We start from the raw sequence: 18,216 nt of genomic DNA, 5'->3' as shown, positions 1-18,216 counted from the left end.
TCTGAATTCAAACTCCGGATCCCGCCACGGGGTCCGGAGTTTTTCCATGTTCTCCCCGGCTCGTCCTTCATGTCTTCCCCTGTTTTGGTCTGCACCACCGATGATCTTGCGGCACTGTTGAGTCGCTCGGATGGCTCGGACATTTGTGCCATTGATACCGAGGCGGACAGCCTCCACCGCTACCGCGAGTCGCTGTGCCTGGTGCAGTTTTCCTGCGCGGGGGAAAACGTGCTGATCGACCCGCTGGAGATCGGCGATCTGGCTCCACTGGGGTCCTTCTTGGAAGGGCGGACCGTGTGGATGCACGGTGCGGACTATGATATGACCATGCTGCGGCGGACCTTCGGGACCCTGCCGCCGGCGGTGTATGATACGCAGATTGGTGCGCGGCTTCTCGGCGTGAGGCGGTTCGGCCTGGCGGATCTGGTAGAGCTCTACTTCGGGGTGGTGCTTTCGAAGTCCTCGCAGAAGGCGGACTGGGGCAAGCGCCCGCTCTCGCCGAAGATGATGGAGTACGCTCTCAATGATGTGCACTTCCTGCTGCCGATGGGTGACAAGATTTCCGCCGAGCTTCAGTCGAAGGGGCGCTACGAGTGGTTCCTGGAGAGCTGCGATGCGGCGCGCATCAAGGTGCTGGAGCGGGATGAAACCCGTGGTGATCCATGGCGTATCCAGGGGTCCGGCCGGTTGGACCGCTGCGGTCTGAATTTCCTCAAGGCGCTATGGGAATGGCGCGATGGCGAGGCAGCCTCATGGGATCGTCCGTCCTTCATGGTGGCGACGAATCGCCAGCTCATTGACTGGAGTCTTTCGCTCGCGGCAGGCAAGCGGATCGAGATCCCGCCTCACTATCGCCCTGAGCGCCGCAAGCGCCTCACGGAGATCCTGGACGTCGCGCGCGCGAAGGATCAGGCGGAGTGGCCGGAGAAGCCGCGCGGCCTGCGCAGGCGCCGTGACTCGGAGTTTGACGCCCGTGTGGCGGCTTTGATTTCGGTCCGTGATGCCAAGGCAGCTGCCCTTGATATCGATGGGTCATTGATCGCCCCGCGCTCGATCATCGAGTCGATCGCCGACGGTGAAGCGGCTCCGGAAGACGTGCTTTTGAAGTGGCAGCGAGAGTGTCTCGCGATGTCCTGATTCGGGTGCTTTTTCGGGCGGTATAACCGTCTGATAAATAGCCGGTTGCATGAGGGTGAAAATAGCCTGATTTAATACAGGTTTTCGGCAATCTAACCTTGTCTCGGGCGCGGTCATTTCAGACCTTTTGCGCGCCCATGTCCGAAGAGCATCAGGAGCCTGAAAAGGCCGATACGAACGTCAGCGGAGACCAGGAGTACGGTGCCGCCCAGATCGACAAACTCGAAGGCTTGGAGGCCGTCCGCAAGCGGCCCGGCATGTACATCGGCGACCCCGATGAGCGCGGCCTGCACCACTGCGTTTTCGAGGTTCTCGACAACTCGATCGACGAGCATCTCGCCGGCTATTGCGACCGCATCAAGGTCTCGATCCACGTCGATGGCTCGATATCCGTTGCGGACAATGGCCGTGGTATTCCGGTCGATATCCACCCGAAGTTCGGCATTCCCGCAGTCGAACTGGTGCTGACCAACCTGCACGCGGGTGGCAAGTTCGGCCAAGGGGCCTACAAGTATTCCGGCGGTCTGCACGGCGTGGGTGCCAAGTGCGTCAATGCGCTCTCCGATTGGTTCAAGGCGGAGGTCTATCGCGATGGCAAGGTCCACGCGATCTCCTTCGAGCGCGGCAAGACCACCCAGCAGTTGCATGTGGTGGGCGAGGTCGATCCGAAGCGCACCGGCACTACGATCACCTTCTTCCCGGACGCGACAATCTTCGTCGATACGATCGAGTTCCAGTTCGACCGGCTTTCGACGCGCATGCGCGAGTTGGCCTTCCTGAATCCCGGCCTGACCATCGACCTCGAGGACGAGCGGCCCGAGTCGGCGCGCAAGACTTCGTTCTTCTACGCGAAGGGCATCGTCGAATTCGTCAACGAGCTCGGGAAGAGCAAGACGCTCATCCACGACGATCCGGTCAGCATTGCCGGCAAGCGCCAGATCGATATCGATTACGACGGCAAGCAGTCGCAAGAAGACGTCTTCGCCGACATCGTTTTCCAATACAACGACTCGTATAACGATCAGATCCTTTGCTTCGCGAACTCGATTCCGAACGCGGACGGCGGCACTCACTTGACCGGCTTCCGCACCGCGCTGACCCGCGGCATCAATCAGTATGCGAAGGCCAACAAGATCCTGAAGGAAAAGGATGCCGCTCTAACAGGCGATGACGTCCGTGAAGGTCTGGTCTGCGTGATTTCGGTGAAGATGCCGAGCCCGCGCTTCTCGTCGCAGACGAAGGGCAAGCTGGTGAACTCGGAGATTGAGGGCGTGGTTTCCTCGATCGTTTATGAAGGCCTCGTCCAATACTTCGACGAGAACCCGGCGCTGGCGAAGAAGATCATCGAGAAGTCGCTGAATGCAGCGCGTGCGCGTGAAGCAGCTCGCAAGGCGCGTGAGACGGTCCGCAAGTCGGCGCTCTCCGGCGGTGGCCTGCCCGGCAAGCTGGCCGACTGCTCCGAGCGCGATCCGGCGAAGTCCGAGCTCTACATTGTCGAAGGTGACTCCGCAGGTGGCTCGGCCAAGCAAGGCCGGGATCGCCGCACGCAGGCCATCCTGCCGCTGCGCGGAAAGCTCATCAATGTCGAGAAGGCGCGCCTGCATCGCGCGCTGCAGAACAAGGAAATCCAGAACCTGATCACCGCGATTGGTGCGGGCATTGGCGATGGTGACCAGGATGGCTCCTTCAACATCGACAAGGTCCGCTACCACAAGGTCGTGATCATGACCGATGCCGACGTCGACGGCTCGCACATCCGCACGCTGCTGCTGACCTTCTTCTGCCGTCACATGCCGGAGCTGGTGAAGCGAGGATTCCTCTACATCGCGCAGCCGCCGCTCTATCTCGTGACGCGCAAGAAGCGCTCCGAGTATGTGCAGGACAATGACCAGCTGAATAAGATCCTGATCGAGCTGGGGTCGAGCGAAGTGGAACTGCGCACGCAGGATCAATCGCGCAGCTTCTCGCCGGACGAGCTCAAGACAATCCTTGAGAACTTGTCCGCGCTTTCCCGCTACTCGAATTCGATCGAGGGCAATGGGGGTCGCTTCAAGGAATATCTCGCCGCCCGTCGTGACGGACATCTTCCTGAATACATGGTGCGTGTGCGCATCGGCAATGATGAGAGTGTTCTCTACTTCGCCGACGAGGAAGCGCTGCGTGCCTATGCTGCGGAAAACCGCGATCTTCGTCTGTTCGATGAGCCATTGACCGAGGAAGATCATGCCGCGCATGCCGGTCCGTCACGCCGCGCGAATCTCCACGAGCTTCACGAGTCCCACGCAGTCGCCAGGATCTTCAGCCGTCTCAATGAGAGCGGCATCGATACCACGAAGTTCTCGGACGATGACACCCCGCTCTTCGAGTTGCTCGAAGGGGATGGCGAGAAGCAGAAGGTGCATCCGGTGTTCTCGTTGCCGGAAGTCCTCGTGCGGGTTTTGGAAATCGCCAGCCGTGGCGTCCAGATCAAGCGATTCAAGGGTCTTGGTGAAATGAACGCCAAGCAGCTTTTTGAAACCACCATGGATCCGGAGACCCGCCAATTCCTCCGTGTCCGCTTGGATGAAGATAATGCCGTCGAGGCCGACAAGATGTTCGACGTCCTCATGGGCGACATCGTCGAGCCACGTAAGCGTTTCATTGAAGACAACGCGCTCAACGTTCGAAACCTCGACGTCTGATCGCCTTTTCGTCGCCCCCTTTATTGTTCGACCCCTGATCTCCGATCACCGGCCAGCCCATGTCTCAAGAATCCATCAAGCCCATCAACGTCGCCGAGGAACTTTCGAGTTCGTTCCTTGAGTACTCGATGTCGGTCATCATTTCGCGCGCGCTTCCGGATGTGCGCGATGGCCTGAAGCCTTCGCAACGCCGCGTGCTTTACGCGATGCGCCAGCTCGGCGTGACGCCGGGCAAGGCTCACGTGAAGTGCGCCAAGATCGTCGGTGAAACGATGGGTAACTATCACCCGCACGGTGACCAATCGATCTACACGACGCTCGTGAACATGGGCCAGCCGTGGTCGATGCGCGAGATGCTGGTGGATGGTCAGGGTAACTTCGGTTCGGTGGAAGGCGATGCTGCGGCGTCCATGCGTTATACCGAGGCTCGCCTGCATCACCTCGGCATGGCGATGATGGAGGATCTCGACAAGGACACCGTCGATTTCCAGCCGAACTATGACGGCTCGCTGGAGGAGCCTTCGGTGCTTCCGTCTGCTTTCCCGAACTTCCTGGTCAATGGCGGCACCGGCATCGCAGTCGGGATGGCCACCAACCTCGCGCCGCACAACCTCGGCGAAGTGATCGATGGCATCTGCGCGCAGATCGACAATCCGGAGATCACGCTACCGGAGCTGATGCAGTATATCAAGGGGCCGGACTTCCCGGTTTCCTGCGAGATCCGCGGCATCCGCGGCATTGAGGAATACTTCCGCACCGGCCGCGGCTCGATGCGCCTTCGCGGCAAGGTGGAGATCGAGGAGAACGAGAACGGCAAGTCGCTCATCGTGATCCGCGAGGTTCCGTATGGCGTGAACCGCGCCGTGCTTCAGGAGCGGATCGCGGAGCTGGTGAATGAGAAGACGCTGACCGGCATCTCCGGGATGCGCGACCTTTCCGACGAGGAGACGCGCATCGAGATCGAACTGAAGCGTGATGCCCGCGCGCAGGTCGTGGTGGCGCAGCTCTTCAAGCTCACCGCGCTGGAGACTTCCTTCAGCGTGAACATGCTGGCGATTCATAAGAACCGCCCGAAGCAGCTTTCGCTGAAGGAAGTGATCGATGCCTACATCGAACACCGTCGCGAGGTGGTGATCCGCCGCACGCGTTACCTCTTGGGCAAGGCCGAAGAACGCGCCGAGTTGCTGGAAGCCTTCCTGCTCGCGCTCGGTCACCTGGATGACTTTATCAAGATCATCCGCGACTCGAAGAACCGCGACGAGGCCCGCGAGCGACTGGCGGCCTATCAATTCTCCACCGCCACGGCGGAAGGATTGGGCATCCTGATCCGTTCGCAGCCCGCGGTGCAGGGCGACCGCTACGTCTTCAGCGAGCGCCAGGTGAATGCGATTCTCGAGCTCCGCCTCTATCAGCTCACCGGCCTCGAACGCGACAAGGTGAAGGGTGAATACGATGAGATCCTGGAGACCATCAAGGACCTGCTCGACATCCTCGCTCGCGAAGAGCGCGTGCTGAACATCATCAAGGACGAGCTGCGCGCGATCCGGGAGAAGCACGCGACTCCGCGCAAGTGCCCGATCCTTGCCGAAGCCGGCGAGATCGCGATGGAAGAACTCATCGCGAACGATGCGATGATCGTGACGCTTTCGCATCGTGGCTACGTGAAGCGCACCGCTGCCAGCGAGTATCGTTTGCAAGGTCGCGGCGGCAAAGGCCTCAAGGGCATGGAGACGAAGGCCACGGCCAAGGACGAGGCGGACGATTTCATCGAGCACCTCTTCAGTGTCCAGGCACACGATTACCTGCTGTTCTTCACGAACACGGGCCGCGTTTACGTGGAGCGTGTCTATGGCTTGCCGGAAGGCTCGCGCACTTCCACGGGCCGTAGCATCAAGAACGTGCTGGACCTCAAGCCGGACGAGAAGATCGCCGCGCTGCTCCGCCTGGAGCGGACCACGGATGAGAACGGCAACGACGTCACCTTCCGTGAAGATGCCGGCTTCATCTTCTTCGCCACCCGCAGCGGCAAGGTGAAGAAGACGCTGATCAATGACTTCCGCAATTACCGTAAGGCCGGTCTCACCGCCATCATCCTTGAGGAGGAGAACGAGCTGATCGGTGTCCGCCATACTTCGGGTTCGGACGAAGTCGTGCTGGTGACCCACGAGGGCATGAGCTTGCGCTTCCATGAGGATGACACCCGCTCGATGGGCCGCGCGTCCGCTGGCGTCATGGGCATTCGTCCGCGCGAAGGAGACTTCGTTGTGGGACTCGCCAAGGTCACCCAAGGATCGACGTTGCTGGTGGCTTCCGAAAACGGTCTCGGCAAGCGCACTCCCTTTGATGACTACCGCCTGCAATCGCGCGGTGGCATCGGCATCAAGACGATGAACGTGACCGACAAGACCGGTCCGGTCGTGGGGGCGCTCACCGTGACCGAGGAAGACGAGCTGATGCTCATGACTTCCACCGGCCAGAGCATCCGCATCAAGGTCGGCGGGGAGAAGGGGATCCGCGAAACGGGTCGTGTCGCGCAGGGCGTCAAGCTGCTCACGCTCAAGGAGGGCGAGAAGCTGCAGGACATCGCGATCGTCATTCCGGACGGCGAAGATGCTGTCGGGGAAGAAACCGAAGTGCTGACGGGAGACGAATCCGGCGGAGCCTCCGAAGCCTCCAACGACGAAGGAACCGATAGCCCGGAAGGCGAAGAACCCTCCTGATTTCAAGGGACCGCGGATAAAGACCGGAAAGGTAAGCTTTCGTCTTGCCAGCCCGGTCCGGTCCGTGGATGGTCCCGCCCGACCGTCGCGTCACGGGGCGTAGCTCAGCCTGGTAGAGCGCCTGCTTTGGGAGCAGGATGTCGTCAGTTCGAATCTGGCCGCCCCGACTCTCTCTCATGGAGAGAGAACTTTTGGAGATCTGAGATGTGGGAGAAAATTTCTCCTGCTCAAGACTCCTTTATCGGATGCCATGCACCGAGAGACCTTCAAAGGCCTACATCGCCGGGCTGCCTCTTGCGTAGAGAAAGGGCCGGGTTACCGCTTGGGCTGAATGGCGATCTGTTGGGGGGCGCCGGTTGCGAACCTCACCATGAGGCGGGTCTTTCCGGCACCATTGTCTTCGGCGTAGATCCGGAAGCCATCGGCGGGGGGAGCGGGAGGCGCGGCTTGCTCGGTGCCTTCGATGTAGTTGGAGAGATTCGCCGTGCTGAAGTAACCGCGCCAGCGGCGTGAGGCATTTCCGAGCAGGGCGGTATCGAATCCATAGAAGCCCGCTGAACCGTCAGGCGCTGCGGAGAACGTGAAGTAGGTGTCGTTGCCTCGCTTGAAGGTCATGACGCGAGACCATGATGAAATGTCCCAGTAGTCCCACGGGATCGTCTGATTTCCATCGAAGATACTGAGGCCGGCCGCGAGGGCGAGTTGGCGACTCACCTTCAATGCCGGCGTGTCGTCGGGTTGGGACATGGCTTGGAATGCCCGGTTCGGACCGAAGGCACCGAGTTGCTCTTGGCCGAGTGGCAAGGTCTTCCAAATATGCCGGTTCCGCAGCAGCTGGCCGGTTGCATTGAGATGCTGGTTGTCCGCCATCACTTCCATGGCTTGCGCGTTCGCGAAGCTGCCGCCGAAGAGAGAGTTCACGTCGATGAAACATTCGCCCGTCTCGATGGCCCACGCTTTTTCTGCTGCGACCTGAGTGTCCACGGCGGTGTCTTCGCCACTGGATGGATTCCGGGTGATCTGGACGAAGTCGCAGTCGGGACAAGCTGCAAGAAGGCGGGTGTAGTAGGTGCGCCATGCGCCGCCAGCTTCCCAATTCGATCCGGCATCCGCCCAGATCGAGAAGACGAGATCGGGGGCGAGCCATGACCAGATGGGCGTGAGAATCGCCGGGGGCGTTTGCAGGGAGTCCGTGATCTCCAGGCCACCGCGGATGGCCAGTTCATTCCGGATCTCGATGGCGCCGCCGCCGGAGGTGGGAACGATGGCGCCGAAGATGACATCCACATTGCCGACTGTGACGTTGTCCATGACCAGGCGGAAAGCCGGGAAGGTGGAAGTCGGGAGGGCGAATTCCTTCACGACGCCGGTGGGCACGGAAACGGGATTGCCCGTGGCATCCCTGCTCGCGTCGATGGATGCGGCGAGCACGGCCAGCGTGCCATCGGAAGTTTTCGAGCGAAGGCGGAAAGTGCCGGCACCGGGACGGGCGATGTAGGCGATGGCGGCGCGGTTTCCCTGAGTGTAGCCATTGAAGCCAAGTAGGCCATTTGGCACGAACTCGCCGGCGCTGCCGGGAGCGAAACGCTGCAGGTTTCCCGTGACCCACGAGGTGAACTCGCTGTTCACATTCGTGACGGTGCCGGTCTTGAGGGCATCCGGCACATCAAGGCCGATGAAGCCGCGCTTCGCCATGAGTGGCCCGATATCGAAGCCGAGCGCCAAGGAGTCGCCGACCGGCAAGATGCGGAGGGGACGGCCTGATTGAAGCTTCGCGAAGGCGTGCGGGGTGCTGAGCAAGCGGGAGCCATTGAGCGGGAGATCGGCGGTGCCAGCGGCTTGGATAGCGGTCAGCGCGCTCTCCCGCTGTGCGGCATTCATCGCCTGCAAGGCCGCTAATGTGTCGGCGGCGGTGGGCTGCACGGTGGCGAGAGGAGCGGCATTTTCGGCACTGCCATCGTCGCGGAGGCGGAAGTAGGCAGAGGGCAGGTTCCGGGTGCGAGCGAGGATGGATACCTGGCCGCCGGTGCCTTTCACGGCATAGCCTTCGTTGTCCCACGTCGCCATGTCGGCACTGATCTGGACCTGATAGTATTTCCCGACCTCGGATTGGAAGACGAGTTCCACGGCGCCATGAATGCCGGGTGTGAAGCCGCGGACCTGGCCGACTTCAATCGGGTCGGCCCGGGCAAATCCCAAGGCCGCAACCAGATAGAGGGAGACGCGCCAGAGCGACGTGAAGACTTTCATCTGGCAGGAGAGAGCACGGGGCAGAGAAATGGATCAAGGCCGAAGGTTCGCTCGAGGCGCGCGCGGGTTTTTCAGTGGGTGCGACGGACCACGACGCGTGCGAAGCGGGGGCCGTTCCAGGGGAGGATGATGCGCTCGCGGGTGAGCGGGCCTTGGGTGCCGATGATGGTCGCGGCGGGGCCTGGGAGCCAGGTGGTGAGGTTGTAGGAGACCTCCCATGAGACATCGATGGGCGCGATGCCGTTTAGGCCGGAGAGAGCCGTGCGATCGATCAGGGCTTCGATTTGGAAACCCTGCGGGGTGATCGAGGACGAAATGGGTGATGTGGTGTTGGCGAGCGGATCGCTTCCGAAGGTCAGTTCGAGGAGGTTGTCGTAGCCGTCCTTGTCAGGGTCGGCGTTCTCCAGGGCATTGGGTCCGCTGAGAGCGGGCTTTGAGGCGAGCCAGCGCTGCCAGGGGTCCGGGTTTGGAGGCGTGGTGGAGAGATTGATGCGAGCGATTCCGTTGCTGCCGGTGTCGGTGGGGGCGCGAGTGACGCGGAACCAGTAGGTCTGTCCGGAGACGGGCTTGAAAGCCACCATGCTGGCTCCTGCTCCGGTCAGGGTGGAGGCGTTGTCGTTCTCCGTGAGGATGGCGGGGATGGTGGGAGGATCGGTGGTGAAGACGGTGAGCACGGTGTCGTATTCGCTGCCGAGGGTATCGATCCACACGCCGCTGGCGTTCGGCGCGGTCCACTTCCACCACAGGCTGGCCTTTGATGGATTCAAGGTGGTGGCGTATCCGGGCTCGCCGGTTTCTATGGTGGCTCCCGCACTTTCGATGCTGCTGGTCGCCGGGCTGGCGCCAAGGGTGATCGCATTGGCGAACGCATCGTTAGACGGGCCGCCGAGCGAGAGGGCGAAGGTGCCGGTCTGCTCGTTGTAGGGTCGGGTGGCGACCGCGATGTGGTAGGTCTGGCCTGCTACTACGTTTGCCGTAAATGCGGGCGAGTTCGGTGCGAGGAAGCCGGAGGTCAGCCACTCCTGCCGGGTGGTGCCGCGATACAATTGCAAGGCGAGCGGTGCGGAGGATTGCAGGCGCAGGCTGACCGGGCCGGTGGTCGCGGGTGTCCAGTCATACCAGACGGAGCGGCCCGGTGGATAGGGCGTTGCGCCGCCGGTGCCATTCGAGTTCGAGTGATCCGGCTCGTAGGGCTGGCAAGATGCGTTCGTGATGTCGCCGTTGATCGTGGTGAAGGCGGCGGCGAGGACTTGGGCGCTTTCCCAGTTGTCGTTCGCGGGTGCTGCGCCGGGAGCGGGCGAGACCAACGAGAGCGTGGCGGCGCGAGTGCGGCGCAAGGAGGATTGCGAGACGAAGACCCATTGCTGTCCCGCGTTGCTGGAGAGGCGCATGATGGGAGCGCCGCCATTGGTGCGGCTGGCACCGGCGGCGATCGGACTGACACCATCCGCGTAAGCGAGAAGCGCATCGGCCTCTGCGAGCGTGCCCTCCAGCTTCACCTGTGCGATACCCGTGGCCGGAGCGGTCCATCGCCAGTAGAGGCGGTTCTCGGTTTCCGTGCCGAGGGTCACCGGGATCGACCATGAGGCACCGGCCATGTTCAGAGCGCTATAGGAGCGATCGTTTGGGGGAGGAGACTGGGCGGGGGCTTGGAGCAGCTGGACCTGCAAGGGGCCCGGCATCACGGTGGAGACGCTGAAGAAGTAGAGTTGGTCCGGCACCACGTCGAAGGTCATGGTGACTTCACCCGATCCCGGCACGGGTTGTCCGCTGCCGAGGGTGCTGACGCTCACGGTGGTGCCGCTGCCGGGGGCACCGATGGCGCGCCACTCCATGCGGGCGCAGACATCCGGCTGCCATGCCCACCAGAGCGTGCGACGTGCGGTGGGAGCCTGCGCGGGATCCGCTTCATAGGCACCGGTGGTGCTCACATTGAAGGGAGATGCGGTGGGAGCGAAAAGGAAGGCATTGTCCGAATTTCCATTCACCGGCACGGCTCCCACTTTCACCCAGCCGGGATCGGCGGCGAGGGAGGGGGTATCAAGGACGATGCGGTAGGTCTCTCCAGCGAGTACATCGAATTCAAGGCGGCCCCAACGAGCGTCGCTGGTCTGGGCGGCGATGGGGGTGAGGCTATTCAAGGCGGAGCCGCGATAGACGGCGAGGCGCGCGAGCAGGCCGGCGCTTTCCGTTTCCATCCAGATGCGGGCGTGACGGGTGGTCTGCGGGGTCCACGACCACCACAGAGACTTCGCGGCGGCACGGCCACCGGGTGCGGGTTCGCTGGCTTCGGCACTGGCACCGCGTGGATAGACGAGGGATTCGCCTTGGTCGGCATTCCAGACGATGGCGTTGGCGAAGGCATCGTTGGAGGGTGCGGCGGCAGAGGCCACGAGATTGAGAATGACCAGCCCGCGCGCCGTGTCGGTGGAATCCGCCGCGATCTTGTAGCTGGTGCCCGCGACTGCCGCGAAGGTCAGGGTCGTGAATGGCGAACCACTCACAGCCGAGCCTACTGGTGACAGCGATGCGAGGGCGCTTCCGGTGTAGGCGGCCAGTCGCGCGGAAGCGGTGCTGCCATTCGTATCGAGCGTCACGAGGCCGCTGGCGGGCGCGGTCCACTCCCACCACACGGAATTCGTCGCCGAAATGCCTGCGTGGGAAGGCTCGCTGGCCTCGCTCTTCGCGCCGACATTGTCCGAACTCGTCCGAACGACATTGCCGCTGATCACCGTGCGCGCGGCGAAGTTGTCGTTCAGCGGCGCAGCGGACATCGTGATGGAGAGCGTGAAGTTGCCCGTGTCGGTTGGATTGCCGTCGACGAGGATCTTGTAGTTCGAGCCCGAGCTGACGTTGTAGGCGAATTGCGTGGTACTCTCCGTGGCTGATGCGGCTCCCGAGCCCGCGCTGACGAATGGCGAAAGCGAGTTCACCGCGGTGCCTGAATAGAGGCCCCAGGCAGGAACGAACTTCGGGGCGGTCACGCGGATCAGTGCCTTCCCGCTGGAGGGGGCGGTCCACTCATACCACACCGAGTGCCCGCTGTTGCCAGCGTTGCCGATGACGGGCTCGCTGGCTTCCGCGGTGGCGGCGGTGACCGTTCCGCTGGCCGTCACTGCGGCTCCGCTCAAGACCAGACGATTTGCGAAAGCATCATTCGGCGGGGCGACCGCGGGAGCCATCGAGAGTTGCACGCTGCCCTCTTGGAAGAAGTTCCCATCCACCTGGAAGAAATACTGCGTGCCATTGGTCGCATTCAGGAAGACTGCGCCGGTGCTATTCCATCCGCTCGATTGGTCTTGGGCGACGCGGGTCAGAGTGCTCAGCGTGCTGCCGGTGTAGATGCCCAGCACGGAATCGAAGCTGCTGCCCGCGAGGGAAACGCGGTAGCGGCCGGTGGCCGGGGCGGTCCACTTCCACCACACGGTGGATGAAGCAAGGGAGTCGCTCAAGGTGGTGACGGGCTCGAAGCCTGCGTCCTCACGGCTGGCATCCACATTCGTGCCGGTGGCGGTCCACGCGCTGCCGGTCATGTTGGTGGCGTTCGCGAAGTTGTCATTCGCGGGCGATGCGATGGCGTGGATGTTGAGCTTCGCGCTGCCGCTGTAGTTGTTCTCGCGGCGCAGTTGGATCGCGTACTCGGTGCCGTTGGTGGCATCGAGGATGATGCGGCCGAAGGTATTGCCCGCGGTGGAGCCGAGCTTCTCGGTGCCGACTCCGGTGAGGGAAGCGAGCACCGTTCCGGTGAATACCTTCACGCGGTTGAACTGGGCGCTGCCCGAGCTATCGATCACGAAGCGGCCGGTGGATGGAGCGATCCAGCGATACCAAACGCTTGGCGGCCCGAATGCATCGGTGTTTGGCTCATTGACCTGCCAGCTCGCGAATTCCAAGTCGGTGGTATTCGTCGCCGTTGGACCGGAGAGGAGCAGGCGATTCGCGAAGTCATCGTGAGCCGGGGATGAGATCATCCGCAGTGAGAAGCGCACGCGGTTGTCTTCCTCGCCACCGCGCAGGCGCACGACGGTGCCGGAGGTGACCTGATAGAAGAAGGTCGCGGCTCCCAGTGTGGGCCTTGTGCCGGAGCGTGGGTCGGTTGGCAGGAGCGTCAGGGCATTGACCGCGGAACCGGTGAAGGGTTCCACGGTGCCGTCCATCATCGCCACGGCCAGAACGCCGGTGGAAGGGGCGGTCCAGTTCCACCAGATCGACTTCGATTCATCCAGCCTCGCCGCAGGTTCTCCGGCCTCGCGGGTGGCGTAGGTGGTCCAACCGTCGCCGGAGGGTGCGCTACCTGTTAGAACCGTGGCGTTCGCGAAATCATCATTGGCAGGTGGCGTCACCGGCTGGAGCAGGAGGCGGCAGACACCATGCTCGGCGAGGCTATTAACCACGGCCCCCTGGAGCTGGATGCGGTAGGTGGTGCCGCTGGTAGCCTTGAAGTTCACCCTGCCGCCCCCGAAGGCCTGGCCCTGGGCGAGTCCAAAGGTATCGCTGGCGTAGTCGATCCGGGTGAGGGCATTGACCGCACTGCCGGTGTAGACGGACACGATGCTATCGAAATCGCCGCGCTGGGTGTCGATATTGAAGGTGCCGGAACTGGGCGCGGTCCACGAGAACCAGATGGTATTGCCCGCATTGTCGGTGATGTCCAGCGGTTCACCTGCTTCCGAAGTGGCGAGACTGTTAGAGGCGGTGGCTTCCGTGTTCGTGCCGGTCAGGATGGTGGCGGAGGCGAAGTTATTGTTCACCGGTGCGATCGCGCCTGAAACGCGGGTGAGCGAAACCTGCACGCGCGATGGGAGCAGCGCGTCACTGGTCGAGAGCGGCGAGAGATTGTCCGTGCCGTGGACCTGGATGAAGTAGGTATTCCCCGCGATCACATCCATGGTCGCCTGCGCGGAGTGCGCGCGCTCGAAGTGGGAACTGGCGTAGGAGATCAGGCGGAGGTTATCGAGCGTGCTGCCGCGGTAGAGGCCGAGCATGACATCCGCCTCACTGCCCCAGGTGCGGACGCGGAAGGTGCCGGTCTCGGTGGCGGTCCACTTCCACCACGCGGTCTGGCCATTGGGATAGCCATTGAGGATCGGCTCGTTCGCTTCGCTGGTGGCTTCATGCAGCGTGCCGCTCGCCAGCCAGAAGCTGCCGTTTTGCACGCTGGCATTTGCGAAGGAATCATTAGCCGGCGGAGCTGCCATGGCGAGGCCACCACAGATCGCGAGCACGCCGGAGATCAGGGAGCGGAGCGCGTTCATTGTGGTTGGGCGGCGGGGGCTGTGCCTGCGGTGAGGACGAGGCGGAAATAGACTCTGGAGGGTGCCGGGCTGATCCATGCGACGCGTTGGTCGCCGTCAGCCGCGATGGTGATGGTGCGCTCGACGCCATCGGCCGTGTCACCGCTCTCCTGCCAGTTCACGAGGTCAGTGGACCACTGGACGCGGGCCACGGGGCGGCTCTGGTTGTGGCCTTCAGTCCAGACCATTCCGAGACCTGCCGCCGGGTTGATCGGTTGGGTCGGGCTATACCAGTTCGTGCCCGCGCCGAAGTAATCGAGGAAGAGATCGTCCGTTTGCTCGGGAGGTGGAGGCGGTGTCACGATCAAGGATGGACCGCCGCCGGAGGGCACGATCTTCACGAGCGTACGCTTGGTGAAAACATTGTCCCAGCCGGTGAAGCTGCCGCCGACCATCAGGCCGGTGCTGCCATCCGAGACGATGGAGGTGACCACGCCATCTTCGGCGCTGGTCAAGAAGGAGGTGTCCAAGGCGAGCGAGGGGAGGGGGAAACGTGCGATGCGCCGCCAGACATAGTTCGCGATGCTATCGAATGCCCCGCCGACGTAGAGTGCGCCGTTGTTGATGCGCAGGGTGTTCACGGTGTTGTTCGGCGCGGGATTCCAGGAAGTCGCGGTGCCTGCTCCGCCGAGCGGGAGCTGCGCGAGATTCGCGCGTGGCGTGCGCGCCATGCGGGTGAAGCGGCCGCCTGCGAAGAGGGTGTTGGCATCGCTTGCCATCGCGAAGACCGCTTGATTCGGCCGTGGCTGCCAGGCGAGATCCGGCACGTTTCCTAACAGACGTGCGAGGTAGGGGGCCTGGCGGATCGTCTGGCCTTCGCCGAAGGTGGTGAACTCGCCGCCGACATACACTTCGCTATCGATCTCATACAGCGAATGGACCTGTCCGTTAGGAAGTGGATTGAAGGTGCCATCGATCGCGCCGGTGGAATCGAAGCGGGTGAGGAAGGGGCGCGTGAAGCCGTCCACGAACTTGAAATTGCCGCCGATGATCCAGCCGCTGCCATTTTTCAGCAGGCAGTTCACGAGATTGTCCGGCTGTGGGTGGAAGCTGGGGTTCCAGGTGCCGTTGGTCGAATTGACGCGGATGCAGTTGTAGAGCCCGTCCGGCATTTCGAACTGCCCGGCGAGCAAGAGGTCGCTGCTGGCGGTGAAATTGTCGACGCCAGTGACGATGGGGAAGTTGCCCTTGAGGTTCGGGTTCCATGCGTTGTCCACCGCGCCGGCGGTGGTGAGGCGGAAGGCCCCGCGGCGGGTGGTGCCATTCACGCGGTCGAAGTCGCCGCCGACGATCCATGCGGAACCGCCGGTCTCCAGCTTCATGACCCTCACGGTGCCGGCAGCTTCGATCTCTGCCGGATACGTCGGCGCGGCGCTGCCCAAGGCTTGTGGGAAACGCGCGAATCCCGAGCCTGTCAGCGCGCCGGAATCGAAGCGTCCGCCAGCCCACACGCCCTGTGCACCATCCGGCACGATCGCCATCACCGCGCCCTCGATTTGCGGCACGAAGGAGACGTCCACCGAGCCGGTTTTCAGGACTCGCGCGATCTCTTTGACGCCATTCGCGGCGGCCATGCTGCGGAAGTCTCCGGCGGCATAGACGGCGGTGTCCGACAGCGCCAAGCGTGTGATGAGTCGGTCGGGCTGGGGTTTCCAATTCGAGTCGAAGGTGCCGTTTGTTAACGCGGCGCGGGCGAGGAACTGGGTGGCCGAAGCGCCGACCTGCGTGAAGGAGCCGCCGAAGTAGACATGCGTGGCATCGAGCGCGATGTCATAGACTTGGAAATTCGGAGCGGGTCGCCACGTCGTATCTGCAGTGCCGCTGCTCAGACTGGCGCGTCCAAGATAGGCGACGGTGGTGCCGCCGAGCTGGGTGAAGCGGCCGGCGATGTGCAGCCAGCCATTCGCGGCGATGATCCGATCGACCTGGCCATTTGCATCGCACTTCCACAATGGATCAGGCTTGCCGGCACCGGTGGTGGAAACGAGGGCGAGCTGTTGACGCGGCAGGCCGCCGACATTGTTGAAAGCCCCGCTCATGAAGAGCCCTTGGCCCGAGACCATCGCGAGGCTGATGACGTCTCCATTCGGAGCAGGCCGCCAGGTGGCATCCACCGCGCCGGTGGTATCGTTCACCCGGGCGACGAAGGGGCAGCTCACATTGTTCACCACCGTGAAGCCGCCGCCGAGATAGAGCCAGGGCGCCTCGTGGACCATCGTGGTCACCGCGCTGTTCGTGGTCACCGGGAAAGCGGCCCGCGTGCCGTTCGATTGGATACGCAGGAGCTGGGTATCGCGGGTGTTGTTGTAGTAGTTGGTGATGCCGCCGAGGACGAAGCTGCCATCGGGCATGGGCTGGATCGCGCGGATGTCTCCGCGGATTCGCAGGTCTGCGATCTGGGTGGAGGTCTGGGCGGAAAGCCTGAGGCTCGCTGCCAGGACAAGCAGCACTAACAGCACACGCCCTACGGCGCGCGAATCCTGGGGGAGGACGGCGTTCATTGGAGTCTTCGGTGCCGTCCGGGAAGCAAAGCCAGCCCGGAGCGGGGGTTGTCAGCAGCGGGAATATCCGCCGGTTAGCCAAGCCGGTTCGGGCCTCGGATTCAACGAGATTTGATGAATAGCGGCTCCTTGCGCAGCCGCGGATCAATTTGCAAAACGCCCTTTGCGATACGGCGGCGACTTGATTCCTCCTTGTCGTTGGCGAGGCGGTTTTCATGATGGGGTCCAATGGCTGCCGAGGAACCTGATTTAGAGCAGCTTGCAGCTCCGAGACTTCGCCGGTTGTTGGATGCAGCACGGAAGCCGGTGGATGGGGCGTCGCTGGCTGTGTTCCGGATGGCGTTCGGGTTGCTGATGTTCTTCGAGGCAGTGGTGTATTTGAAGAAGGGGTATGTCAGAGCCTTGTACATCGAGCCGAAGTTTCATTTCACCTACCTCGGCTTCGATTGGGTGAGGCCGTGGCTGGGGGACGGGATGACGGTGCATTTCGTGGTGATGGCTTTGGCAGCTTTGTTGGTCGCGGCGGGGTTGTTCTACAGGATGGCGGCGGTGGTGCTGTTCCTGGCGTTGAGCCAGGTGTTCCTGATCGATGCGGCGGAGTATTTGAATCACCTCTATCTGATTTGCCTGATCGCATTCCTGATGATCTTCCTGCCGGCGCACCGGATGTGGTCGATCGATGCCTTGAGGCGGCCGTCGATTGCTTCGAGCACGGTGTCGGCTTGCTGGCTGTGGTTGATGCGGATCCAAGTGGGGGTTCCGTATTTCTTCGGGGGGATTGCGAAGCTGAATGCCGATTGGTTGCGAGGTGAGCCGCTGGGGATGTGGCTGGCGAAGCGCGGGGATTTTCCGTGGATTGGTCCGTGGCTTGGCGAGAAGTGGGTGGCCTACTTTTTCAGCTACTCGGGTCTCTTCCTCGATCTCGCCTTCGTGCCATTGCTGATGTGGAAGCGCACGCGTCTCCCTGCCTATGGGCTGGTGCTGTGCTTCAATGCGATGAACGGCTGGCTGTTTGATATCGGGGTCTTCCCGTGGATGATGGCGGCGGCATCGCTGCTGTTCTTTCCGCCGGAGTGGCCGCGCTTTGGAAGGAAAGGGAAGGGGCGTGAGCAGGTCGATGGATTGGCCGGTGCTTCCAAGCCTGTCCTGGCGGGGATCGCCGTGTATCTGGCGCTTCAGGTCTTCCTGCCCTTCCGCCACTGGCTCTATCCGGGTGACGTGGCGTGGACGGAGGAGGGGCATCTCTACTCGTGGCGGATGAAGCTGCGCGACAAGCAACCGGAGAACATGGCCTTCCGCGTCCGCGATGTTCAGGGCGGGCACGAATGGGAGATCGAGCCGGGCGATTTTCTAACAGCCCGCCAGAAGCTGCGGATGCCGGGACAGCCGGATCTGATCCATCAGTTCGCGATCCATGTAGCGGAGGAGTATCGGAAGGAATACGGGATGGAGGTGGCGGTGACCGTGGACGCGAGGGTGAGTCTCAATGGGCGTCCATCGGCGGTCTTGATCGATCCGAAGGTCGATCTTGCGAAAGAGCCGCGGAACTTGTGGCACAAGTCGTGGATCACCTTGGCGCCGGGTGAGCCGGGGCGATGAGCGGGCGGATCACTCTTTGGAGTGAGTCAAAATG

The 18,216-nt window shown here is 62.5% G+C and carries 7 protein-coding genes and 1 tRNA gene; 5 read left to right on the top strand and 3 right to left on the bottom strand.

What is annotated here, in order from left to right:
- The first annotated feature begins 69 nt into the window (after window positions 1-69).
- The 4 genes from WKV53_RS27380 to WKV53_RS27365 all read left to right on the top strand — a co-directional run bounded on the left by WKV53_RS27380 (window position 70) and on the right by WKV53_RS27365 (window position 6,705).
- Window positions 70-1,137, top strand: a complete 1,068-nt coding sequence (locus WKV53_RS27380; RefSeq protein ID WP_341408036.1) for a ribonuclease D — start codon at window positions 70-72, stop codon at window positions 1,135-1,137.
- Between the two features lie 137 nt (window positions 1,138-1,274).
- Complete coding sequence (gene gyrB / locus WKV53_RS27375) at window positions 1,275-3,818, top strand: DNA topoisomerase (ATP-hydrolyzing) subunit B (RefSeq protein ID WP_341408035.1); 2,544 nt, start codon at window positions 1,275-1,277, stop codon at window positions 3,816-3,818.
- Between the two features lie 59 nt (window positions 3,819-3,877).
- Window positions 3,878-6,538, top strand: coding sequence for a DNA gyrase subunit A (gene gyrA / locus WKV53_RS27370; protein WP_341408034.1), 2,661 nt, complete (start codon window positions 3,878-3,880; stop codon window positions 6,536-6,538).
- 93 nt (window positions 6,539-6,631) lie between these two features.
- Window positions 6,632-6,705 (top strand) — tRNA-Pro (locus tag WKV53_RS27365).
- A 148-nt stretch (window positions 6,706-6,853) separates the two neighbouring features.
- Here WKV53_RS27365 and WKV53_RS27360 read toward each other — a convergent pair.
- The 3 genes from WKV53_RS27360 to WKV53_RS27350 form a co-directional block, all read right to left on the bottom strand.
- The gene (locus tag WKV53_RS27360; protein WP_341408033.1) at window positions 6,854-8,788 is read right to left on the bottom strand and encodes a hypothetical protein; all 1,935 of its coding nucleotides are present in this window, start codon (window positions 8,786-8,788) and stop codon (window positions 6,854-6,856) included.
- Between the two features lie 71 nt (window positions 8,789-8,859).
- On the bottom strand, window positions 8,860-14,043 hold the full coding sequence (locus tag WKV53_RS27355; protein ID WP_341408032.1) for a hypothetical protein: 5,184 nt from the start codon (window positions 14,041-14,043) through the stop codon (window positions 8,860-8,862).
- Window positions 14,040-16,583: a hypothetical protein gene (locus WKV53_RS27350; RefSeq protein WP_341408031.1), complete on the bottom strand. Its 2,544-nt coding sequence runs from the start codon at window positions 16,581-16,583 to the stop codon at window positions 14,040-14,042. Before WKV53_RS27350 ends, WKV53_RS27355 begins: the two co-directional genes overlap by 4 nt.
- Before the next feature lie 228 nt (window positions 16,584-16,811).
- Here WKV53_RS27350 and WKV53_RS27345 point away from each other — a divergent pair, with 228 nt between their 5' ends.
- A complete protein-coding gene (locus tag WKV53_RS27345; RefSeq protein ID WP_341408030.1) occupies window positions 16,812-18,182 on the top strand; it encodes an HTTM domain-containing protein in 1,371 nt (456 codons plus the stop codon).
- Window positions 18,183-18,216: the final 34 nt, after the last annotated feature.

Source organism: Luteolibacter sp. Y139 (assembly GCF_038066715.1).
Classification (GTDB): domain Bacteria; phylum Verrucomicrobiota; class Verrucomicrobiia; order Verrucomicrobiales; family Akkermansiaceae; genus Haloferula; species Haloferula soli.
The sequence above is the reverse complement of the archived record's forward strand: the minus strand, read 5'-3'. Positions and strand labels throughout refer to the sequence as shown.